The organism is Nocardia sp. NPDC004168, assembly GCF_040610355.1.
Taxonomy (GTDB): Bacteria; Actinomycetota; Actinomycetes; order Mycobacteriales; family Mycobacteriaceae; genus Nocardia; species Nocardia sichangensis.
In genome coordinates, this window is the sequence record NZ_JBEXME010000029.1 from 49,409 (window position 1) to 65,277 (window position 15,869).

Here is a 15,869-nt window from a genome sequence, read left to right on the forward strand (position 1 = left end):
GTTTCTCCTTCTCTCACTTAGTCTTCACAATACCCCTTGGGGTATCATCCGCCAGCCCCGTCCGCTCGTGGGCGAAACTGACGGTGGGCAGAATCCGGCGCAGCCAAGCCGGGGACCACCACGCGGCCCTACCGGTCAAGCGCAGCGCGACCGGCAGCAACACCAAGCGCACCACCACCGCGTCCAGCAGCACCGCGACGCCGAGGATGATGCCCATCTCTTTCGGCGGAAGCGGATCGGCCAGCGCGAAGGTGAAGAACACCGCGACCATGACCGCCGCTGCGGCGAAGATGACCCGGCCGGAGTGGGCCAGCCCGTCGATGCCCGCCGTCCGGGGATCTCGCGAGCGCTCGTAGTGCTCCTTGGCCGTGGCCAACAGGAACACGGTGTAGTCCATGGCGATGGCGAAGATCATCGCGAAGAAGAACACCGGTCCCCAACCGTCGAGGAATCCCTGCGGACCGAAGCCGAGCAGACCCGCGCCGTGACCGTCCTGGAAGATCAGCTTCGCCACACCGAACGCGGCCGCGGTCGACAAAAGGCTGACCAAGGTGCCCAGCGCGGCGATGAGCGGCGCTTGCAACGCCACCAACAGCAGGACGAAGCCCAGGACGAGGATCACCCCGACGACGATCGGCAGATTGTCGTCGAGCGCCTGTTGCAAGTCGAGGTTTTCCGCCGGTGCGCCGCCGACGAGGGCATCGACAGGCAGTCGCTCACGCAGGTTGTCGAGGATGCCGCCCAGCCGGTCGTCGGAAGGATCCACGGCGGGCAGCGCCTGCATCATGACCAGGCCGGAATCATCCGCGGCGGGCGCGGGCGGCGTGACTGTAGCGATGCCGTCGGTCGTGGCTGCCGACTCGGCGGTGCGGGCGGCTTCGGCCTCGGGGACGACGATCTGCAATGCGCCCGGCGCGCCCTCGCCGAGTTGACGCTGGACCAGTTCGTAGCCCTGGCGCACGGGCGCGTCGGCGGGCACGACCTGGATCGAGGGCATCGCGACCTGCAATCCGGTGGCAGGCAACGCCAGCGCCGCCAGCACACCGAGCCCCGCGAGCGCGAACGGCCACGGGTGATCGTGCAGCAGCTGCCCCCAGCGGGCGAACCGCGGCGAGCGATGCTGCTGACGGGTCGCGTACGGCAGTGCCGCGGCGTTGATCCGGCCACCCAGCGCGCCCAGCGCCGCAGGCAGCAACGTCAGCGTGGCGGCGAGCACGAACACCACCGCGAGCATGATTCCCACGGCCATGGTGCGCACCGCGGGCGCCGGAACCAGCAGCACCGCCGACAGGCTGACCAGCACGGTCAACCCGGAGAGCACGACAGCCTTGCCCGCGGTGGCCATGGTCTCGGCCACCGCCGAACGGGAATCGGCGGACTTGGTGAGCGCGTCACGGAAGCGGGCGACCAAGAACAGCGCGTAGTCGATGCCCAACGCGAGAGCGAACATCATGGCGAAGTTCATCGCCCACACCGAGATCGGCGTGAGGTGGTTGAGCAGCACCAGACCACCGGCCGAGGCGACCAGCCCGGCCACCGTCAGCAGCAGCGGAAGCCCGGCAGCGACCAGCGAGCCGAAGGCCAGCACCATGATCGCCAGCGTGACCGGCCAGGAGAACAGCTCGGCCTCGAGCATCGCCTCGTGGTTGGCCTTGTTGAAATCGCTCCACAACGCCGACGCACCGGTGGGATAGACCTCGACTCCGTCCCCGGACAGCGCGGTCAGCGCCGCCTTGTGCTCGTCGACGGCCTTGACCATGTCGTCGGTGGAGGCGTTCGCACCCGCGATCAGGATGCCGGTGTGGCCGTCCGGGCTGATCGTCATGCCCGGCTGCGGCGGGACGACGGCGCCGAAGCGGGAATCGTCCGCGAAGATCGCCGAGATCCGGCCCAATGTCTGCCGCATCGTCGGATCGGCGACGGTCTCGGTGTCGGAATGCACCACTACCTGCACCGCCGCCGACGAATTCCCGCCGAAGTGTTGCTGGGCCAGCTCACGGACCCGCACCGACTCCGAGCCATCGGCCTGCCATCCGGCTCCGGCCAACGAGGTGAACACGCCGGGCGCCGCCGCCCCGAGCGCCACCAGCGACAACAGCCACACCGCGAACACGATCCGGGCCCGCCCTGCCATCATCGCGCCCCATCGCGCCAGCAGGCCGCCGGGCCGCACCGACTTGCCGGCGTCGACCCGGTCCTGCCCCATGAATGTCGTCGGCCGCATCGGCGCTCCCTTTCCCTGCTGTACGAATCGCAGCACTCAACCTGCTCTGGCATACCCCTGGGGGCATAACCGACTATACCCATGGGGGTATATGAGGTGTAGTGGCATACCCCACAGGTTCGGAGACTCCCGATGACAGCAGCGAGGGGAGCAGACTCCGTGTGGGTGAGCAACCCGTGCTCACGAACGCAGTGACTGCCTCACCCGCGCCGCCTCACGGGTGAGGTGGTCGCGTTCCGGCGCGCTGGTGGCTGCTCGGGATGCCTCGGCGTACAGCTCGGCGGCCTGCTCGAGGTCGCCGGCGCGTTCGAGGAGATAGGCGCGAACGGCGGTGTACCGGGGCAGATCGGAATCCACCTCGCTCAGCTCTGCCAAGCCGGCTTGCGGTCCGTCGGCCTCGCCGACGGCGACCGCGCGGTTGAGTCGCACCACCGGGCTACCCGTGAGGTGCAGTAGTTCGTCGTACCACTCCACGATCTGCACCCAGTCCGTCTCGGCGGCGCTCGGCGCATCCGCGTGCAGGGCGGCGATCGCGGCCTGCGCTTGGTATTCGCCCAAGCGGTCGCGAGCCAGCGCGGCTTGCAGAATCGTCACTCCTTCGGCGATCAGGCCGGTGTCCCAACGTGATCGGTCCTGTGCACCGAGCGGCACCAGGCGACCGCCAGGGCCGAGGCGAGACGCGCGGCGGGCATGGTGCAGCAGCATGAGCGCCAACAGGCCCGCGACCTCGGGCTCGTCGGTGGAGCCTGCCAGCTGACGGGTGAGGCGGATCGCTTCGGCTGCCAGATCGACGTCCCCGCCGTAACCCTCGTTGAAGACGAGGTAGAGGACGCGCAGCACCGTCGCCAGGTCGCCGGGTCGATCGAGCGGCAGCCCAGCGAGACGCCGCTTGGCCCGGCTGATCCGTTGTGCCATGGTCGCTTCGGGCACCAGGTAGGCCGTCGCGATCTGCCGCGTCGTCAGGCCGCCGACCGCGCGCAGCGTCAACGCGACGGCCGAGCCGGGCGACAGCGACGGGTGCGCGCACAGGAAGTAGAGCCACAGTGAGTCGTCCGTGCCCGGCACCGGACCGGTCGGCGGCTCGACCTCCACGGCGAGTTCCCGCCCGCGCCGCGACGTTTCGGTCCGGGCGACATCGAGGAACTTGTGCCAGGCGGCCGCGACGAGCCAGGCTTTCGCATCGCGCGGTGGATCGTCGGGCCAGCTTCGCAGCGCGCGGATCAGCGCCTCCTGCACGGCGTCCTCGGCCGACGCGAAGTCGGCTCCGCGCCGGACGAGGACACCGATCACCGCGGGCACGAGTTCCCGCAGCAGCGACTCGTTCACTCGGTGACCGTGGGCAGCGCGGTGAGGAACGGCCGCACCTCGAGCCACTCCTGGACCGGCTTCCCGCCCGCACCGGGTGCCGCGGACAGCTCCGCGGCCAGCTCGATGGCGCGCTCGTAGGTCTCGACGTCGATCACCATCCAGCCGGCGATCAGGTCCTTCGTCTCGGCGAACGGTCCATCGGTGACCGGCGGGCGGCCCTCGCCGTCCGAGCGGACGAACGTGCCCTGCGGGGAGAGCGCTTGACTGTCGACGAACTCGCCGGTGGCCTCGAGCCGCGCGGCGAAGTCCTGCATGTACTGGACGTGGGCCGCGAGTTCTTCCGGGGTCCACTGGTCCATCCGCACGTCGTTGACCGATGCCGGTGCGCCTCGGTAGTGCTTGAGCAGCAGATACTTGGCCATCATCTTCTCCTTGGATCGGTAGGGCCCATTCTTGCCGCGTCGCTCTCAGGCATGCTGACGTTCGGCCCGTTGCCGAATCAACTCCTCTACCGGGCTGGGCAGGGTTGTTTCGAAGTCGATGAGTTTCGCCCAAGTCGGGGTGACGACGATCCGGACCATGCCGTCGTAGAGCGAGCGGACCTCGGCCTCCCACTCGACGCGCTGCTCGGGTGTCATCTCGTAGCTGCCGTTCATCTGGAGATACTCGTCCGGGATGCCGTCGACGACGTCGAGCTCAGCGCGCCCGCGGATGAGCAGCAGCTTGGGCGGGTGGACCTCGGTGTCGATGGTCAGGGCAACCATCGGGTTCTTGCGCAGTGCGAACAACTTGGGGGCGTTCTTCGTGGTGCACAGCACGATCTCCGAGCCGTTCCAGGTGAAGCCGATCGGGATGCTGCGCGGTGTGCCATCCGTGGCGACATAGGCCAGCCGGGTCAGGTCGCGGGCCAGCAGCTCCTGGCTGATCGGACGGTTCAGGATCTCGGTGATCTCGGTCGCTCGCATGGTGATCGCTCCTACGTCGGGGTGGTCGAGCGACATGTCCGTAGCCGCTCGTATCCCTGGGACGGAGCCGACCGGACGTTCTCGACATCCGAGGCGGACCAATTTCTCGAGATTTTCTGGGCTCGATGGCCACGCCACCGCGCAACTAGGCTTGACCTGCGCGATCGCCGCCCGCGGCCGCGGCCCACCCTATGCGCTCGCCGCGGAACAGGCTGCCGATCCACTCGTCCCGGATCTGCGGATCGGTGGAGGAGAGTAGCGGCAACTGCCGGTTCACGCGGCGGCCCATCGTGGCGAGGAACGGTTGGCAGCGCGTTCAGCTCGCCGCATTGCTTCGGCGTGACCTTGTGCGCCGACGGTCACGGGTTCCTCCTGGGCATGGGTGTGCGACCTGGCGCACCACCGTCTCCGGTCTCGGCCGGATCACCCGCGCCACGCTCGGATACTCACACGCCAGCCGGAACAGAAACGTCGGCGAACCGCCCGCGCCAGCAGGAAACGTCCAGTTCCGCGAACTCCAGCTGGCCCGACCCAACGAATCGCCCGCTACCAGGAGATAGGCCGAACATTGCTTTTTCGGCGCGGCAACTACCGGTACTCGAATCGATCGAACGGCATAGATCGCGCCAGCTCGCGTCCTCGCGCCACCGATTCCGCGGTGGACGGCCGATGCTCAGCGAACCCGCGCCCGCACCAACTCGCCGGCTGCGACCCGATAGCGCTCGGCGATCAAGCGGACCACCGCCGGGTGCACGCCGATGGGTTCCGCGACGCCGTCCGCGCCCGCCTCTTGCAGACGCTGCTGGAACAGGCCGTGCGCGAGCAGATAGGAGGCGACGAACACCCGGTCCGTCCCCGCCGCGCGCAGTTCCGCGACGACCTCCGGCACCCGCGGCGCACCGGTCGCGACGTAGCCGATACGGACCGGAACGCCGAGGTGTTCGGCCAGCAGCGCGGCCGCGCGCCGGACATCCTGGCGGGCCCGGGCGTCCGAGGAGCCCGCGGCGGCGAAGACCACCGCGTCACCCTCACGCCAACCCGCGGCACGCAGACGCATCGCCATGATCCGCGCGAGCGCCGGATCCGGTCCCATGGCGGGCGTGACCGTCACCGCGGGATGGTCGCTCTCGGCGACCTCGCGCGGCACGTCCTGGTAGACGTGATAACCCGAGGCCAGGAACGCCGGAACCACCACGGCGGGTACGGATTCCCCGGCCGGGGTCACCAGATCGCGCAGCACTTCCGAAGGCGAAGGACCGAGGACGTCCACGAATGCCGTACGCACCCAGGGCGTCTCGGTGCCGGGCCCCGAAATCCCGGCACCGAGCTCCTTCGTCACGGCCTCGGCGAGCGCCGCGATCATCTGCACGCCCTTGGTGCTGCGGGTCCCGTGGGCCACGAGCACCAGGGCGGGCGCGGTCACCAGCTCCCCGCAGTCTGGATGTACCGAGGTGCCCGGGTCGGAATTCCGACACCGGGCACCTGTGGTCCTCCTGTCGCGGTGGGCCGTGGGTTGTTGTCGATACATTCCGCCGGGTCCAGCGCGAGCCGATACCCACGTTTGACCACGGTCTGGATCGCTTTCGGCGTGCCGAGTCCGGCGCGCAGCCGGGCGATAGCGGTCTCCACCGCGTGCGTGTCGTCCCCGCCGCCGGGCAGCGCGGCCAGCAGGTCCTCGCGCGAGACGACCCGGCCGGGCTGGCGGGCCAGCGAGCGCATCAGTGCCATCGGCGCGGGCGCCAGCTGACGCACCTCACCGTCGACCACTACGCACGCGCCGCGCACGCTGATGATGTGGCCTGCGGCGTGAATCCGGTTGGCCCGCCTGGGCAGTTCCTCGGCGACGTGGCGGGCCAGCGCCCCCAGCCTGGCTCGGCCCGGCATCGAGGTGGGCACCCCGAGTTCCTCCAGCGGCGCGGCCGTGATGGGGCCGACGCAGGCGGGCAGCACCCGGCCGCGCAGCGCGTACAGCAGCCCTTCCAGCAGCCCGGTCTCCTTGGCGCGCATCAACATCGACGCCACGGCGGGGGCGCTGGTGAAGGTGACGCAGTCCATGCCCGAAGTGACGATGGCCTCGATCAGGTGGTCCATCGGCCCCTGATCGTCCGGCGGCACCCAGCGGTACACCGGCACCGGAACGACATCCGCTCCCGCGCAACGCAATACCTCGCAGAAGTCGGGCACCGGCTCCCACTCGGTGGTGGCCCCGTGCAACTGCACGGCGATCCGAACACCTTCCACGCCCTCGGCGAGCAGGTGATCGAGCACTTCGGCGGACGACTCGGAGGCCGGCGACCACTCTTCGCGCAGTTCCGCGGCGCGGATAGCGCCCTTGGCCTTCGGGCCGCGGGCGAGCATCCGAGTGGTCCCCAGCGTCGCGCGCAGGTCCTCGGCGAGACCCCAACCCTCGGCGGCCTCCATCCACCCACGGAAGCCGATTCCCGTGGTGGCCACGGTGATCTGCGGTGGATCGGCGACCAACTGCCGGGTCACCCGCTCCAGCTCGTTGTCGTCGGCGAGCGGGATGATGCGGATTGCCGGTGCGGAAACGATGTTCGCGCCCCGGCGTTCCAGCAGTGTGGCGAATTCCTCCGCCCGACGGGCCGCCGTGATGCCCACCGTGAATCCGGCCAGGCTCGCGCCCGCGTCAACTGTTGTCATTGGGTTCATCCATCCGAGGACGCGAGCGCGGTGGCCACCGGCTCGTTGGAAATCGAGACGATGCCGTCGTCCACGCGCACCGCGTACACCGGCAGCATCGCCGATTCGTCGTCCAGGCAACGCCCGTCGACCAGGGAGAAGGCCTGCTTCAGCAGCGGCGAGGCCACGACGGGCGCCCCGCCGCGGTCGCCGACGATCCCGCGCGACATGACCGCCGCCCGGCCGATCGGATCGATATTGCCGACGGCATACAGCATGCCGTTCTCCAGCAGGAAAAGGGCGGCCTGTCGGCCACCTTTGAGCAACACCGCAACGCCGCGGCCGGGAATCAGGTAGTCGAGACGGCAGGCCTGCGTCCACCCAGTGGTGGTAGCTGCGGCGATGCCGGGGGTATCGATCACGGTCATCGGTGTCATCCTCCAAACGCCTTACTCATTGGTACCGACGTTCTGTTTCCATGCGGTTAAGCGGTCATTTCCCCTGCGTGGCGACCGGAACTTCCGGCAGTCCGAGCAGGACGGGAACTTTCCGCTCCCCGGATTCGTCGAAGGAAATCGTCGGATCGGCTTCCTCCGGGGCGTTGACGAACGACACGAAGCGAGACAGCTTCTCTTCGTCTTCCAACACCGCGGCCCATTCGTCGCGGTAGCCGGCGACGTGCTGAGCCATCGCCGCCTCCAAATCCTCGGCGATGCCGAGGCTGTCCTCGCAGATGACCTGCTTGAGGTAATCGATGCCGCCTTCCAGCGCCTCCTGCCACGGAGCGGTGCGCTGCAAACGATCAGCGGTGCGGATGTAGAACATCAGGTACCGGTCGATGTACTTGATCAGCGTCTCGTCGTCGAGTTCACCGGCCAGCAGGACGGCGTGCTTCGGGGTGAGACCGCCGTTGCCGCCGACGTAGAGGTTCCAGCCGTTCTCCGTGGCGATCACGCCGACGTCCTTGCCGCGCGCCTCGGCGCATTCGCGGGCGCAACCGGAGACCGCCAGCTTCAGCTTGTGCGGCGAACGCAGCCCGCGGTAACGCTTCTCCAGCAGCACGGCCATGCCGACCGAGTCCTGCTGACCGTAGCGGCACCAGGTGGAGCCGACGCAGCTCTTTACCGTGCGCAGCGACTTGCCGTACGCGTGACCGGATTCCATGCCCGCGTCCACCAGCCGCTTCCAGATCAGCGGCAACTGCTCGACGCGCGCGCCGAACAGGTCGATGCGCTGACCGCCGGTGACCTTCACGTACAGGCCGAATTCCTTGGCCACCTCGCCGATGGTGATCAGCTGCTCGGCGGTGACCTCACCGCCGGGCATCCTTGGCACCACCGAGTAGGTGCCGTTCTTCTGCAGGTTGGCCAGGAAGTGGTCGTTGGTGTCCTGCAGCCCGGCCTGCTCGCCGTCGAGGATGTGGTCGCTCGAGGTGGAGGCGAGGATGGACGCCACGGTCGGCTTGCAGATGTCGCAGCCGGTTCCCTTGCCGTACTTGGTGATCAGGCCGGAGAAGGTGCGGATGCCGGTGACCTGGACGATCTGGAACAACTCCGCACGCGACTGCTCGAAGTGCTCACACAGCGCCTTGGACATCTCCACGCCGGACTGCTCGAGCAGCTTCTTGAGCATGGGAACGCAACCGCCGCAAGAGGTTCCGGCGCTGGTGCAGCTCTTGATCCCGGGGATGTCGCAGGCGCCTTCCGCGATCGCCCCGCAGATCGCGCCCTTCGACACGTTGTTGCAGGAGCAGATCTGCGCGTCGTCGGGCAGTGCGTCGGCCCCGAGTTCGGCGCCCGCGGGCGAGATCAGCGCGGCCGGTTCGGCGGGCAGCGGGCGGCCGACCAGCGGACGCAGCGCCGAATAGGCGGTGGCGTCGCCGACCAGGATGCCGCCGAGCAGGGTCTTCGCGTCATCGGAGACGACCAGCTTGGCGTAGGTGCCCTTGGCCGCGTCGTGCAGCACCACCGACAGCGCGCCCTCGGTGACGCCGTGCGCGTCACCGAAACTGGCCACGTCGACACCGAGCAGCTTGAGCTTGGTCGACATGTCCGCACCGGGGAACTCGCCCGCGCCGCCCAACAGGCGGTCGGCCACGATCTCCGCGGTGGTGTACCCCGGCGCGACGAGGCCGTAGCACACGCCCTCCACCGCGGCGCATTCGCCGATGGCCCAGATGTTCGGGTCGGAGGTCTGCAGGCCCAGGTCGGTGACGATGCCGCCGCGGGGACCGACCTCCAGGCCCGCGTCCCGGGCGATCTGGTCGCGCGGGCGGACGCCGGCGGAGAACACGACCAACCCGGCATCGATCACCGTCTCGTCGGACAGGGTGACCTTCACTCCCTTGTCGGCCGCCTCGATCGAGGAGGTGCCCACACCGGTGTGCACGTACAAGCCGAGGTCGGTGACCAGGCGCTCCAGGATGGCGCCGCCGCCCTCGTCGACCTGAGCGGGCATCAGCCGGGTGTTGTACTCCACCACGTGCGGGGTGAGCCCGAGCAGGCGCAGCGCGTTCGCGGCCTCCAGACCGAGCAAGCCGCCGCCGACCACCACGCCCACCGCGCCGGAACCGGCGGCTTCGGCGGCCGCGCGGATACCGTCCAGGTCGTCGAGGGTGCGATAGACGAAGCATTCCGGGCTGTCGTGGCCGGGCACCGGCGGCACGAACGGGTAGGAACCGGTGGCCAGCACGAGCGCGTCGTAGGCGAGGATGTCGCCCGAGGACGTGGTCACCTTGCGCGCGGCCCGGTCGATGGACTCGGCGCTCTGGCCCAGCCGCAGCTCGACCAGTTCGTCACCGGCGTACTCGTTGCCGGGCAGCGCGAGCGCGCTCGGGTCCCAGGCGCCGACGTAGGACGACAGGCCGACGCGGTCGTAGGCGGGCAACTGCTCCTCGCTGAGGATGATCACCTGCCACTGGCCTTCGGTGTCGCGCGAGCGCAGCGCCTCGACGAACCGGTGCCCGACCATCCCGTGGCCGACGACCACCGCGGTCTTGCGAGCGACTGTGGGGTTCATCTGTGGGTCCTCCTGGACTGGATCGGGTGTCAGGCGCGGGCCGAGCCGGCGGACGGGGACTGGGAGTGACCGGCCTCGGCTTCGAGGACGAAGGTCTCGGCTTCGGTCACGACCTCGGAATCGGCGGGCAGGCCGCGCAGGCTGGGACGGCGCAGGAACACCGCCCAGACCACCAGGGCGCAGACCACGTAGAAGGCCATGAACACCCAGAACGCGGTGGTCGCGGACTTGGTGGACGCGTAGGAGGTGCGCAGCACCAGGTTGATGCCCACGCCGCCGAGTGCGCCGATGGCGCCGACGAAACCGATGAGCGCGCCGGACGTGTTCTGCGACCAGGCCGCCCGTGCGGCGGGCGTGGCGTCCAGGCTCTTGGATTTCGCCTCGAACACCGACGGGATGATCTTGGTGACCGACCCGTTGCCGATGCCGGAGAGCACGAACAAGGCGATGAAGCCGACGACCAGGGCGGTCATCACACCGCCGCCCGCCACACCGTTGTTGTTGTCGGCGGCCGTGCTGGCCACGGTGACCAGCACGGCCGCCGCCATCATGGCGCCGAAGACATAGAGGGTGACCCGGCTACCGCCGATACGGTCGGCCCACTTGCCGCCGTAGGGCCGGGCCAGCGAGCCGAGCAGCGGGCCGATGAACGCGATCTGCGCGGCGTGCAGCGTGGCCTGCGCGACGGTGTCGCCGCCCGCGCGGAAGCTGATCTGCAGGATCTGGCCGAAGGCGAAGCTGTAGCCGATGAACGAGCCGAAGGTGCCGATGTAGAGGAACGCGATGGCCCAGGACTGCGGCACCTTGAGCGCCGTGAGCATGTAGGACAGGTCGGCCTTCTGGTTGGGCAGGTTGTCCATGAACAGCGCGGCGCCCAGGCCGGCGATCGCGATGAGCACCAGGTAGACCGCGCAGATCAGCGAGGCGTAGCCATTGCCGAGGGTCGCGATGACCAGCAGGCCGATCAGCTGGATCACCGGAACGCCGATATTGCCGCCACCCGCGTTCAGGCCCAGCGCCCAGCCCTTGAGCCGCTGCGGGTAGAACGCGTTGATGTTGGTCATCGAGGAGGCGAAGTTGCCGCCGCCGAAGCCGGCGAACGCGGCGATCACGAGGAACGTCGTGTACGAGGTGCCGGGCTGGTTGACGAAGTACAGCGTGAGCAGCGTCGGGATCAGCAGCATCGCCGCGCTGAAGACCGTCCAGTTGCGTCCACCGAAGCGCGCGGTCGCCACGGTGTAGGGAATCCGCAGGAACGCGCCGACCAGCGTGGGCATGGCGACCAGGAAGAACTTGCCCGCCGGGTCGATGCCGAACTTGTCGGTCGGCATGAACAGCACCATCACCGACCAGATCGACCAGACCGAGAAGCCGACGTGCTCGGCGAAGACCGACCAGATCAGGTTGCGGCGGGCGATGTCCTTGCCGCCCGCTTCCCAAGCGGCGACGTCCTCCGCATCCCAATGATCGAGATGCGGCCTGCGGATCTTCGTCCGTCCCAGCGCTTCCAGACGGTTACGCGTCAGCGTGCTCAACGGGGCCTCCCAAAGTCGGTTGGCCCCACGGTAGGAAATGGGTATTGCCGAAATGCTGCGCGAAATGACCGTCAAATCAACGGTTGCTCACGATTACCGGTTCCGGGAGGTGAGTTTCGACCAAATGTTTCAGGCATGTGACGCAACAGTTTCCGTGCGTCACGAAAAGGCTTATCTCGAATTCGCCGACCGGTGAGGTGTGACGCGCGCTACTCCGTGCAATTCGAATGCGCCCATCCTGACCCTGTTCGCACAGCCGCGCAACCCGAACTGTGAGATTTCCGGCCGACGGCCGCGCGCGTCAATTCCAGGTGTCCTCGAGCACGCGCGGCTTGCATGCCTGCCACGCACCGGCCAGCAGCACCAGCACGGCGACGCCGAGCATCGCGAACGGAGCCAGCCAGCCGCCCGTGGCCGTGTGCAGCACGCCGAACAACAGCGGACCCACGCAGGCCACCGCGTAGCCGACGCCCTGGGTGAAGCCGGACAGCGCGGCCGACCCGGCAGGCGTGCGGGTGCGCAGGTTGATCAGCGTCAGCGCCATCGGGAAGGTGCTCGGACCGAGGCCGAGTACGACCACCCACAGGATCGGCGCCGCCATCGGCGCGACCAGCAGCCCGGCGAACGCGATGAAGAACAGCGCCGCGCAACCCACCACCACGGGGAACGGATTGCGGAATCGGGCCACCACGGTCGGCGCGCTGAGCGCGGCGACCAGGCCGACCACGGCGAACAGACCGACCATGGCTCCGCCGTACGCCGCGCTCGCACCGGCCTCGCTCAGGATCTTCGGCAACCAGGCGAACATCGCGTAGGTGGTGAGCGAGGTCATGCCGAACATGCCCGCCATGCCCCAGGCGATCGGCGAACGCCACACCCGCCCGCTGTGCGGCTCCCGCACCGGCACGGCCGTGCGGTCCGCGCCGTCGTGCCCGCGACGGCCGCGCAGCACCGCCACCCACGGCACCGCAGCGGCGAAGCCGAGCAGACCCCACACGCCGAGCGAGACGCGCCAGCCGTGCGCGTCCGCCACCGGGACCGCGGTGACGGCGGGCACGACCGTGCCGAGCTGCACCATCACTATGTACAGCGAGCTGATCCCGGCCAGGCGATCCGGGAAGTACCGCTTCACCAGCGGCGGGATCACCACGTTGCCGATACCCATGCCCGCGAGGGCGAGCGCGGAGAACACCAGCAGTTCGGCGGTGCCCGACATGAGCACCCGGATCGACATGCCCGCACCCGCCATCAGCATGGCCGTCAGCGCGGTGCGCTCCAGCCCGAGCCGGACCGCCAAGACCGGGGTGAGCAGCCCGGACAGCGCGAACATGGCGGTGGGGAGCATCCCGAAGACGCCGACAACGGCGGTGCCGTAACCGATTTCGGCGCCGATCCGCTCGGCGAGCGGGCTGAACGCGGTGACCGCGACTCGTAGGGTGAGCGCCGACATCACGATGGCTGCCAGGACCAGCGCCCGGCCCTCGATCAGCGCACGTCGACGGCGCTCGACCAGGACGGATTCCTGGCGAGCCTCGGTTTCGGGAAGGGTCGCAGACACCGAGAAATCATAGGATGACCGGATGAAGTGCGGCAACGATTTGTGATGGGCGGTACTCTGTCGAGGTGCAACCCGTCCGGCGCACCAGCCTCATCGCCCAGGTCACCGAGCAGCTGCGTGCCGAAATCCGTTCCGGCCGTTGGCCGATCGGCTCCCGCATCCCCACGGAGCCGGAGCTCACCGAGCTCACCGGCACCGGCCGCAACACAGTGCGCGAGGCCGTCCAGGCCCTCGTGCACGCCGGCATGCTGGAGCGTCGCCAAGGGTCGGGAACCTACGTGATCGCGGCCTCCGACCTCGGCGGGACCCTCGGCAAGTACTTCGCCGACGCCGAGGAACGCGACGTGCTGGAGCTGCGCCTCGCGCTGGACGTCACCGCCGCGGGCCTGGCCGCGCGCCGCCGCGACGACTCCGACATCGCGAACCTGCTGCGCCTGCTGGCCGAACGCGACAAGAAATGGGAAGACGACCCCGCCTCCGCGATCGAGGCGGACGTCCAGTTGCACCGCGCGATCGTCGTCGCGAGCCACAACGCGGTGTATCTCGAGTTCTACGATTCGCTGCTGCCCATCATCGAACAGGTCATCCGCGCGCGGACCGCCAAATCGGATGACTCCTATACCGACGAACACGCCGCGCTCGTGCACGCCGTGATCGACGGCGATCCCGAACGGGCCGCCTCCGCGACACGCTGCTTCCTCAACTCTCTCATCGCGGAATATCCGGACGCGCGGTAAATGGCGTCAGGTAACCAAGTGGTCACCATTCCCGGCCGCGCAATGTGAGTCGGATTTGCCGGGAACGTCATCGAGGGCCACGGGGACGCAACAAGCGGCTCATACCTTTGTCTCGACCGTAGCTAGGCACTCGACAGCCGCCGGCGGCACTGCGCCGCGATGAGGGCCGGTCGAGCCGAATCGAGAGGAAGCCGATGACCGCCGTAGCAGCCACCGGCCAGCAGTCGCAGCCAACGACTTTCGAATATCAGAAACGTGGCCGGTGGCTCGACCACTGGGATCCCGACAATCCGACGTTCTGGGCATCCGGCGGTGCGAAAACCGCGCGCAAGAATCTCATCTTCTCCGTGTTCGCCGAGAATCTCGGCTTCAGCATCTGGGTCATCTGGGGCACCGTGGTGACCAGCATGGGCGCCGCCGGATTCGACTTCCTCGCCGGGCTCGGCAAGGGCAACCCCACCGCGGTGAGCAACGCGCTGCTGCTGACCTCCACCCCCACCCTGGTCGGCGCCGCGCTGCGCATTCCGTACACCTTCGCCGTTCCCCGGTTCGGCGGCCGGGCGTTCACCGTCTTCAGTGCGGGGATGCTGCTGTTTCCCACACTCGGCCTGGCCTACTTCGTCAACCAGCCGGGCACGCCGATGTGGGTGTTCCTGTTGCTCGCGGCGCTCGCGGGCGTCGGAGGCGGCAACTTCTCCTCCTCGATGGCCAACATCAACTTCTTCTTCCCCGAGGGCAAGAAGGGAGCGGCGCTGGGCATCAACGCGGCGGGCGGCAACCTGGGCGTCGCCCAGACCCAGCTGGTCCTGCCGTTGCTGATCACCCTCGGCACGCACATCATGGCCAAGGATCCGGGCGGCTATCGCTTCGGCATCACGCTGTCGGTGCTGGTCTGGGTGCCGTTCATCCTGGCCGCCGCGTTCGGCGCGCTGCGTTACATGGACAGCATCGGCACCGCCAAGTCCGATGGGAAGTCCTACCGGCGCGCGCTCACCAACCGGCACACCTGGGTGATGGCGATCCTCTACATCGGCACCTTCGGATCGTTCATCGGTTTCTCCTTCGCCTTCCCGACCCTGATCAAGGCCAACTTCCCGGACCTGGCGAAGATCGGCTGGATCACCACGCTCGGTAACCTCGCGTTCCTCGGCGCACTGGTCGGGTCGTTCAGCCGTCCGTTCGGCGGCTGGGTGTCGGACAAGGTCGGCGGCGCGAAGATCACCCTGTACGTCTTCGGCGGCATGGCGGTCGCGGTCGCGCTGATCATGGCCGGGCTGGAACTGAAGAGCTTCCCGCTGTACCTGATCGCGTTCCTGCTGCTGTTCGTGCTCACCGGCATCGGCAACGGCTCGACCTACCGGATGATCCCGACCATCTTCAGCGCGGAGTCCAAGAAGTACGCCGCCGAGCACGGCCTCGACCTCACCGAAGCCGCCGCCTCGGCCAAACGTCAGGCGGGCGCGGCGATCGGCGTCATCGGCGCGGTCGGCGCCTCCGGTGGCTGGCTGTTGCAGCAGGCGCTGCGGTTGTCCAACACCCACTTGCACAGCATGGCCCCCGCGTTCTGGGCCTACGCCGGTGCGTTCCTGGTGATGGCGGCCATCACCTGGTGGTTCTACCTGCGGTCCTCGTTCGCCATCCAGCGCGTCCCCTCGCTGGCCTACGCGAACGTCTGACCGATCGGCCTGTCCCGCGGTCCGGACCCCGCGGGACACGGGCGTCACATCCGCCGCCCCCTCCGGCGGAGCCGCCCACCCCACAACCGAACGTCCGCCCGTCGCCCAGGTGAAATCCCGGGTCCGGCAACGGGTCCCGGCCTGCACCGGGACGACGCGCGGACGTTCGGTTGCGTCGTGCAACCCGGCAGTGATCGACTCACCGACT

13 protein-coding genes are annotated in these 15,869 nt (G+C 68.6%); 3 read left to right on the top strand and 10 right to left on the bottom strand.

The window, feature by feature from the left end; genetic code table 11:
- Window positions 1–13 precede the first annotated feature (13 nt).
- The 9 genes from ABZW96_RS31955 to ABZW96_RS31995 all read right to left on the bottom strand — a co-directional run bounded on the left by ABZW96_RS31955 (window position 14) and on the right by ABZW96_RS31995 (window position 11,642).
- Window positions 14–2,206, bottom strand: coding sequence for an MMPL family transporter (locus ABZW96_RS31955; RefSeq protein WP_355079847.1), 2,193 nt, complete (start codon window positions 2,204–2,206; stop codon window positions 14–16).
- Between the two features lie 198 nt (window positions 2,207–2,404).
- On the bottom strand, window positions 2,405–3,550 hold the full coding sequence (locus ABZW96_RS31960) for a DUF6596 domain-containing protein (protein WP_355079798.1): 1,146 nt from the start codon (window positions 3,548–3,550) through the stop codon (window positions 2,405–2,407).
- Window positions 3,547–3,954 (bottom strand): YciI family protein, encoded by a 408-nt coding sequence (locus tag ABZW96_RS31965; protein WP_355079800.1) that lies wholly within the window; start codon window positions 3,952–3,954, stop codon window positions 3,547–3,549. The genes ABZW96_RS31960 and ABZW96_RS31965 overlap by 4 nt, the downstream gene beginning before the upstream one ends.
- A 45-nt stretch (window positions 3,955–3,999) precedes the next feature.
- Complete coding sequence (locus ABZW96_RS31970; protein WP_355079802.1) at window positions 4,000–4,497, bottom strand: pyridoxamine 5'-phosphate oxidase family protein; 498 nt, start codon at window positions 4,495–4,497, stop codon at window positions 4,000–4,002.
- Window positions 4,498–5,170: 673 nt separating this feature from the next.
- The gene (locus ABZW96_RS31975) at window positions 5,171–5,920 is read right to left on the bottom strand and encodes a sirohydrochlorin chelatase (RefSeq protein ID WP_355079804.1); all 750 of its coding nucleotides are present in this window, start codon (window positions 5,918–5,920) and stop codon (window positions 5,171–5,173) included.
- Window positions 5,917–7,158, bottom strand: coding sequence for a uroporphyrinogen-III synthase (locus ABZW96_RS31980; RefSeq protein ID WP_355079805.1), 1,242 nt, complete (start codon window positions 7,156–7,158; stop codon window positions 5,917–5,919). Before ABZW96_RS31980 ends, ABZW96_RS31975 begins: the two co-directional genes overlap by 4 nt.
- 5 nt (window positions 7,159–7,163) lie before the next feature.
- Window positions 7,164–7,565, bottom strand: coding sequence for a nitrite reductase small subunit NirD (gene nirD, locus ABZW96_RS31985; protein WP_355079807.1), 402 nt, complete (start codon window positions 7,563–7,565; stop codon window positions 7,164–7,166).
- Between the two features lie 64 nt (window positions 7,566–7,629).
- Window positions 7,630–10,155: a nitrite reductase large subunit NirB gene (gene nirB, locus ABZW96_RS31990; RefSeq protein ID WP_355079809.1), complete on the bottom strand. Its 2,526-nt coding sequence runs from the start codon at window positions 10,153–10,155 to the stop codon at window positions 7,630–7,632.
- Window positions 10,156–10,184: 29 nt separating this feature from the next.
- Entirely contained in the window at window positions 10,185–11,642 is a 1,458-nt protein-coding gene (locus ABZW96_RS31995) for a nitrate/nitrite transporter (RefSeq protein WP_355079849.1), read from the bottom strand.
- 85 nt (window positions 11,643–11,727) lie between these two features.
- Between ABZW96_RS31995 and ABZW96_RS32000 the strand changes: the two genes are divergently transcribed.
- Window positions 11,728–11,886 carry a hypothetical protein gene (locus tag ABZW96_RS32000; protein ID WP_355079811.1) on the top strand — a complete coding sequence of 53 codons (159 nt, stop codon included), beginning with the start codon at window positions 11,728–11,730 and terminating at the stop codon, window positions 11,884–11,886.
- 105 nt (window positions 11,887–11,991) lie between these two features.
- Here ABZW96_RS32000 and ABZW96_RS32005 read toward each other — a convergent pair whose 3' ends face one another.
- Window positions 11,992–13,248, bottom strand: coding sequence for an MFS transporter (locus ABZW96_RS32005; protein ID WP_355079813.1), 1,257 nt, complete (start codon window positions 13,246–13,248; stop codon window positions 11,992–11,994).
- Between the two features lie 65 nt (window positions 13,249–13,313).
- Between ABZW96_RS32005 and ABZW96_RS32010 the strand changes: the two genes are divergently transcribed.
- Both ABZW96_RS32010 and ABZW96_RS32015 read left to right on the top strand, forming a co-directional pair.
- Window positions 13,314–13,985, top strand: coding sequence for a FadR/GntR family transcriptional regulator (locus ABZW96_RS32010; protein WP_355079815.1), 672 nt, complete (start codon window positions 13,314–13,316; stop codon window positions 13,983–13,985).
- A 194-nt stretch (window positions 13,986–14,179) separates the two neighbouring features.
- Window positions 14,180–15,661, top strand: a complete 1,482-nt coding sequence (locus tag ABZW96_RS32015; RefSeq protein ID WP_355079817.1) for a nitrate/nitrite transporter — start codon at window positions 14,180–14,182, stop codon at window positions 15,659–15,661.
- The last annotated feature ends 208 nt before the right edge of the window (window positions 15,662–15,869 follow it).

What these genes read in the sequence shown, in the direction of transcription:
- ABZW96_RS32015 (WP_355079817.1), top strand. Translation starts at nt 14,180, where the DNA reads ATGACCGCCGTAGCAGCCACCGGCCAGCAGTCGCAGCCAACGACTTTC.
- ABZW96_RS32000 (WP_355079811.1), top strand. Translation starts at nt 11,728, where the DNA reads ATGGGTATTGCCGAAATGCTGCGCGAAATGACCGTCAAATCAACGGTT.
- nirD (WP_355079807.1), bottom strand. Translation starts at nt 7,565, where the DNA reads ATGACCGTGATCGATACCCCCGGCATCGCCGCAGCTACCACCACTGGG.
- ABZW96_RS31970 (WP_355079802.1), bottom strand. Translation starts at nt 4,497, where the DNA reads ATGCGAGCGACCGAGATCACCGAGATCCTGAACCGTCCGATCAGCCAG.
- ABZW96_RS31965 (WP_355079800.1), bottom strand. Translation starts at nt 3,954, where the DNA reads ATGGCCAAGTATCTGCTGCTCAAGCACTACCGAGGCGCACCGGCATCG.
- ABZW96_RS31955 (WP_355079847.1), bottom strand. Translation starts at nt 2,206, where the DNA reads ATGGGGCAGGACCGGGTCGACGCCGGCAAGTCGGTGCGGCCCGGCGGC.
- nirB (WP_355079809.1), bottom strand. Translation starts at nt 10,155, where the DNA reads ATGAACCCCACAGTCGCTCGCAAGACCGCGGTGGTCGTCGGCCACGGG.
- ABZW96_RS31980 (WP_355079805.1), bottom strand. Translation starts at nt 7,158, where the DNA reads ATGACAACAGTTGACGCGGGCGCGAGCCTGGCCGGATTCACGGTGGGC.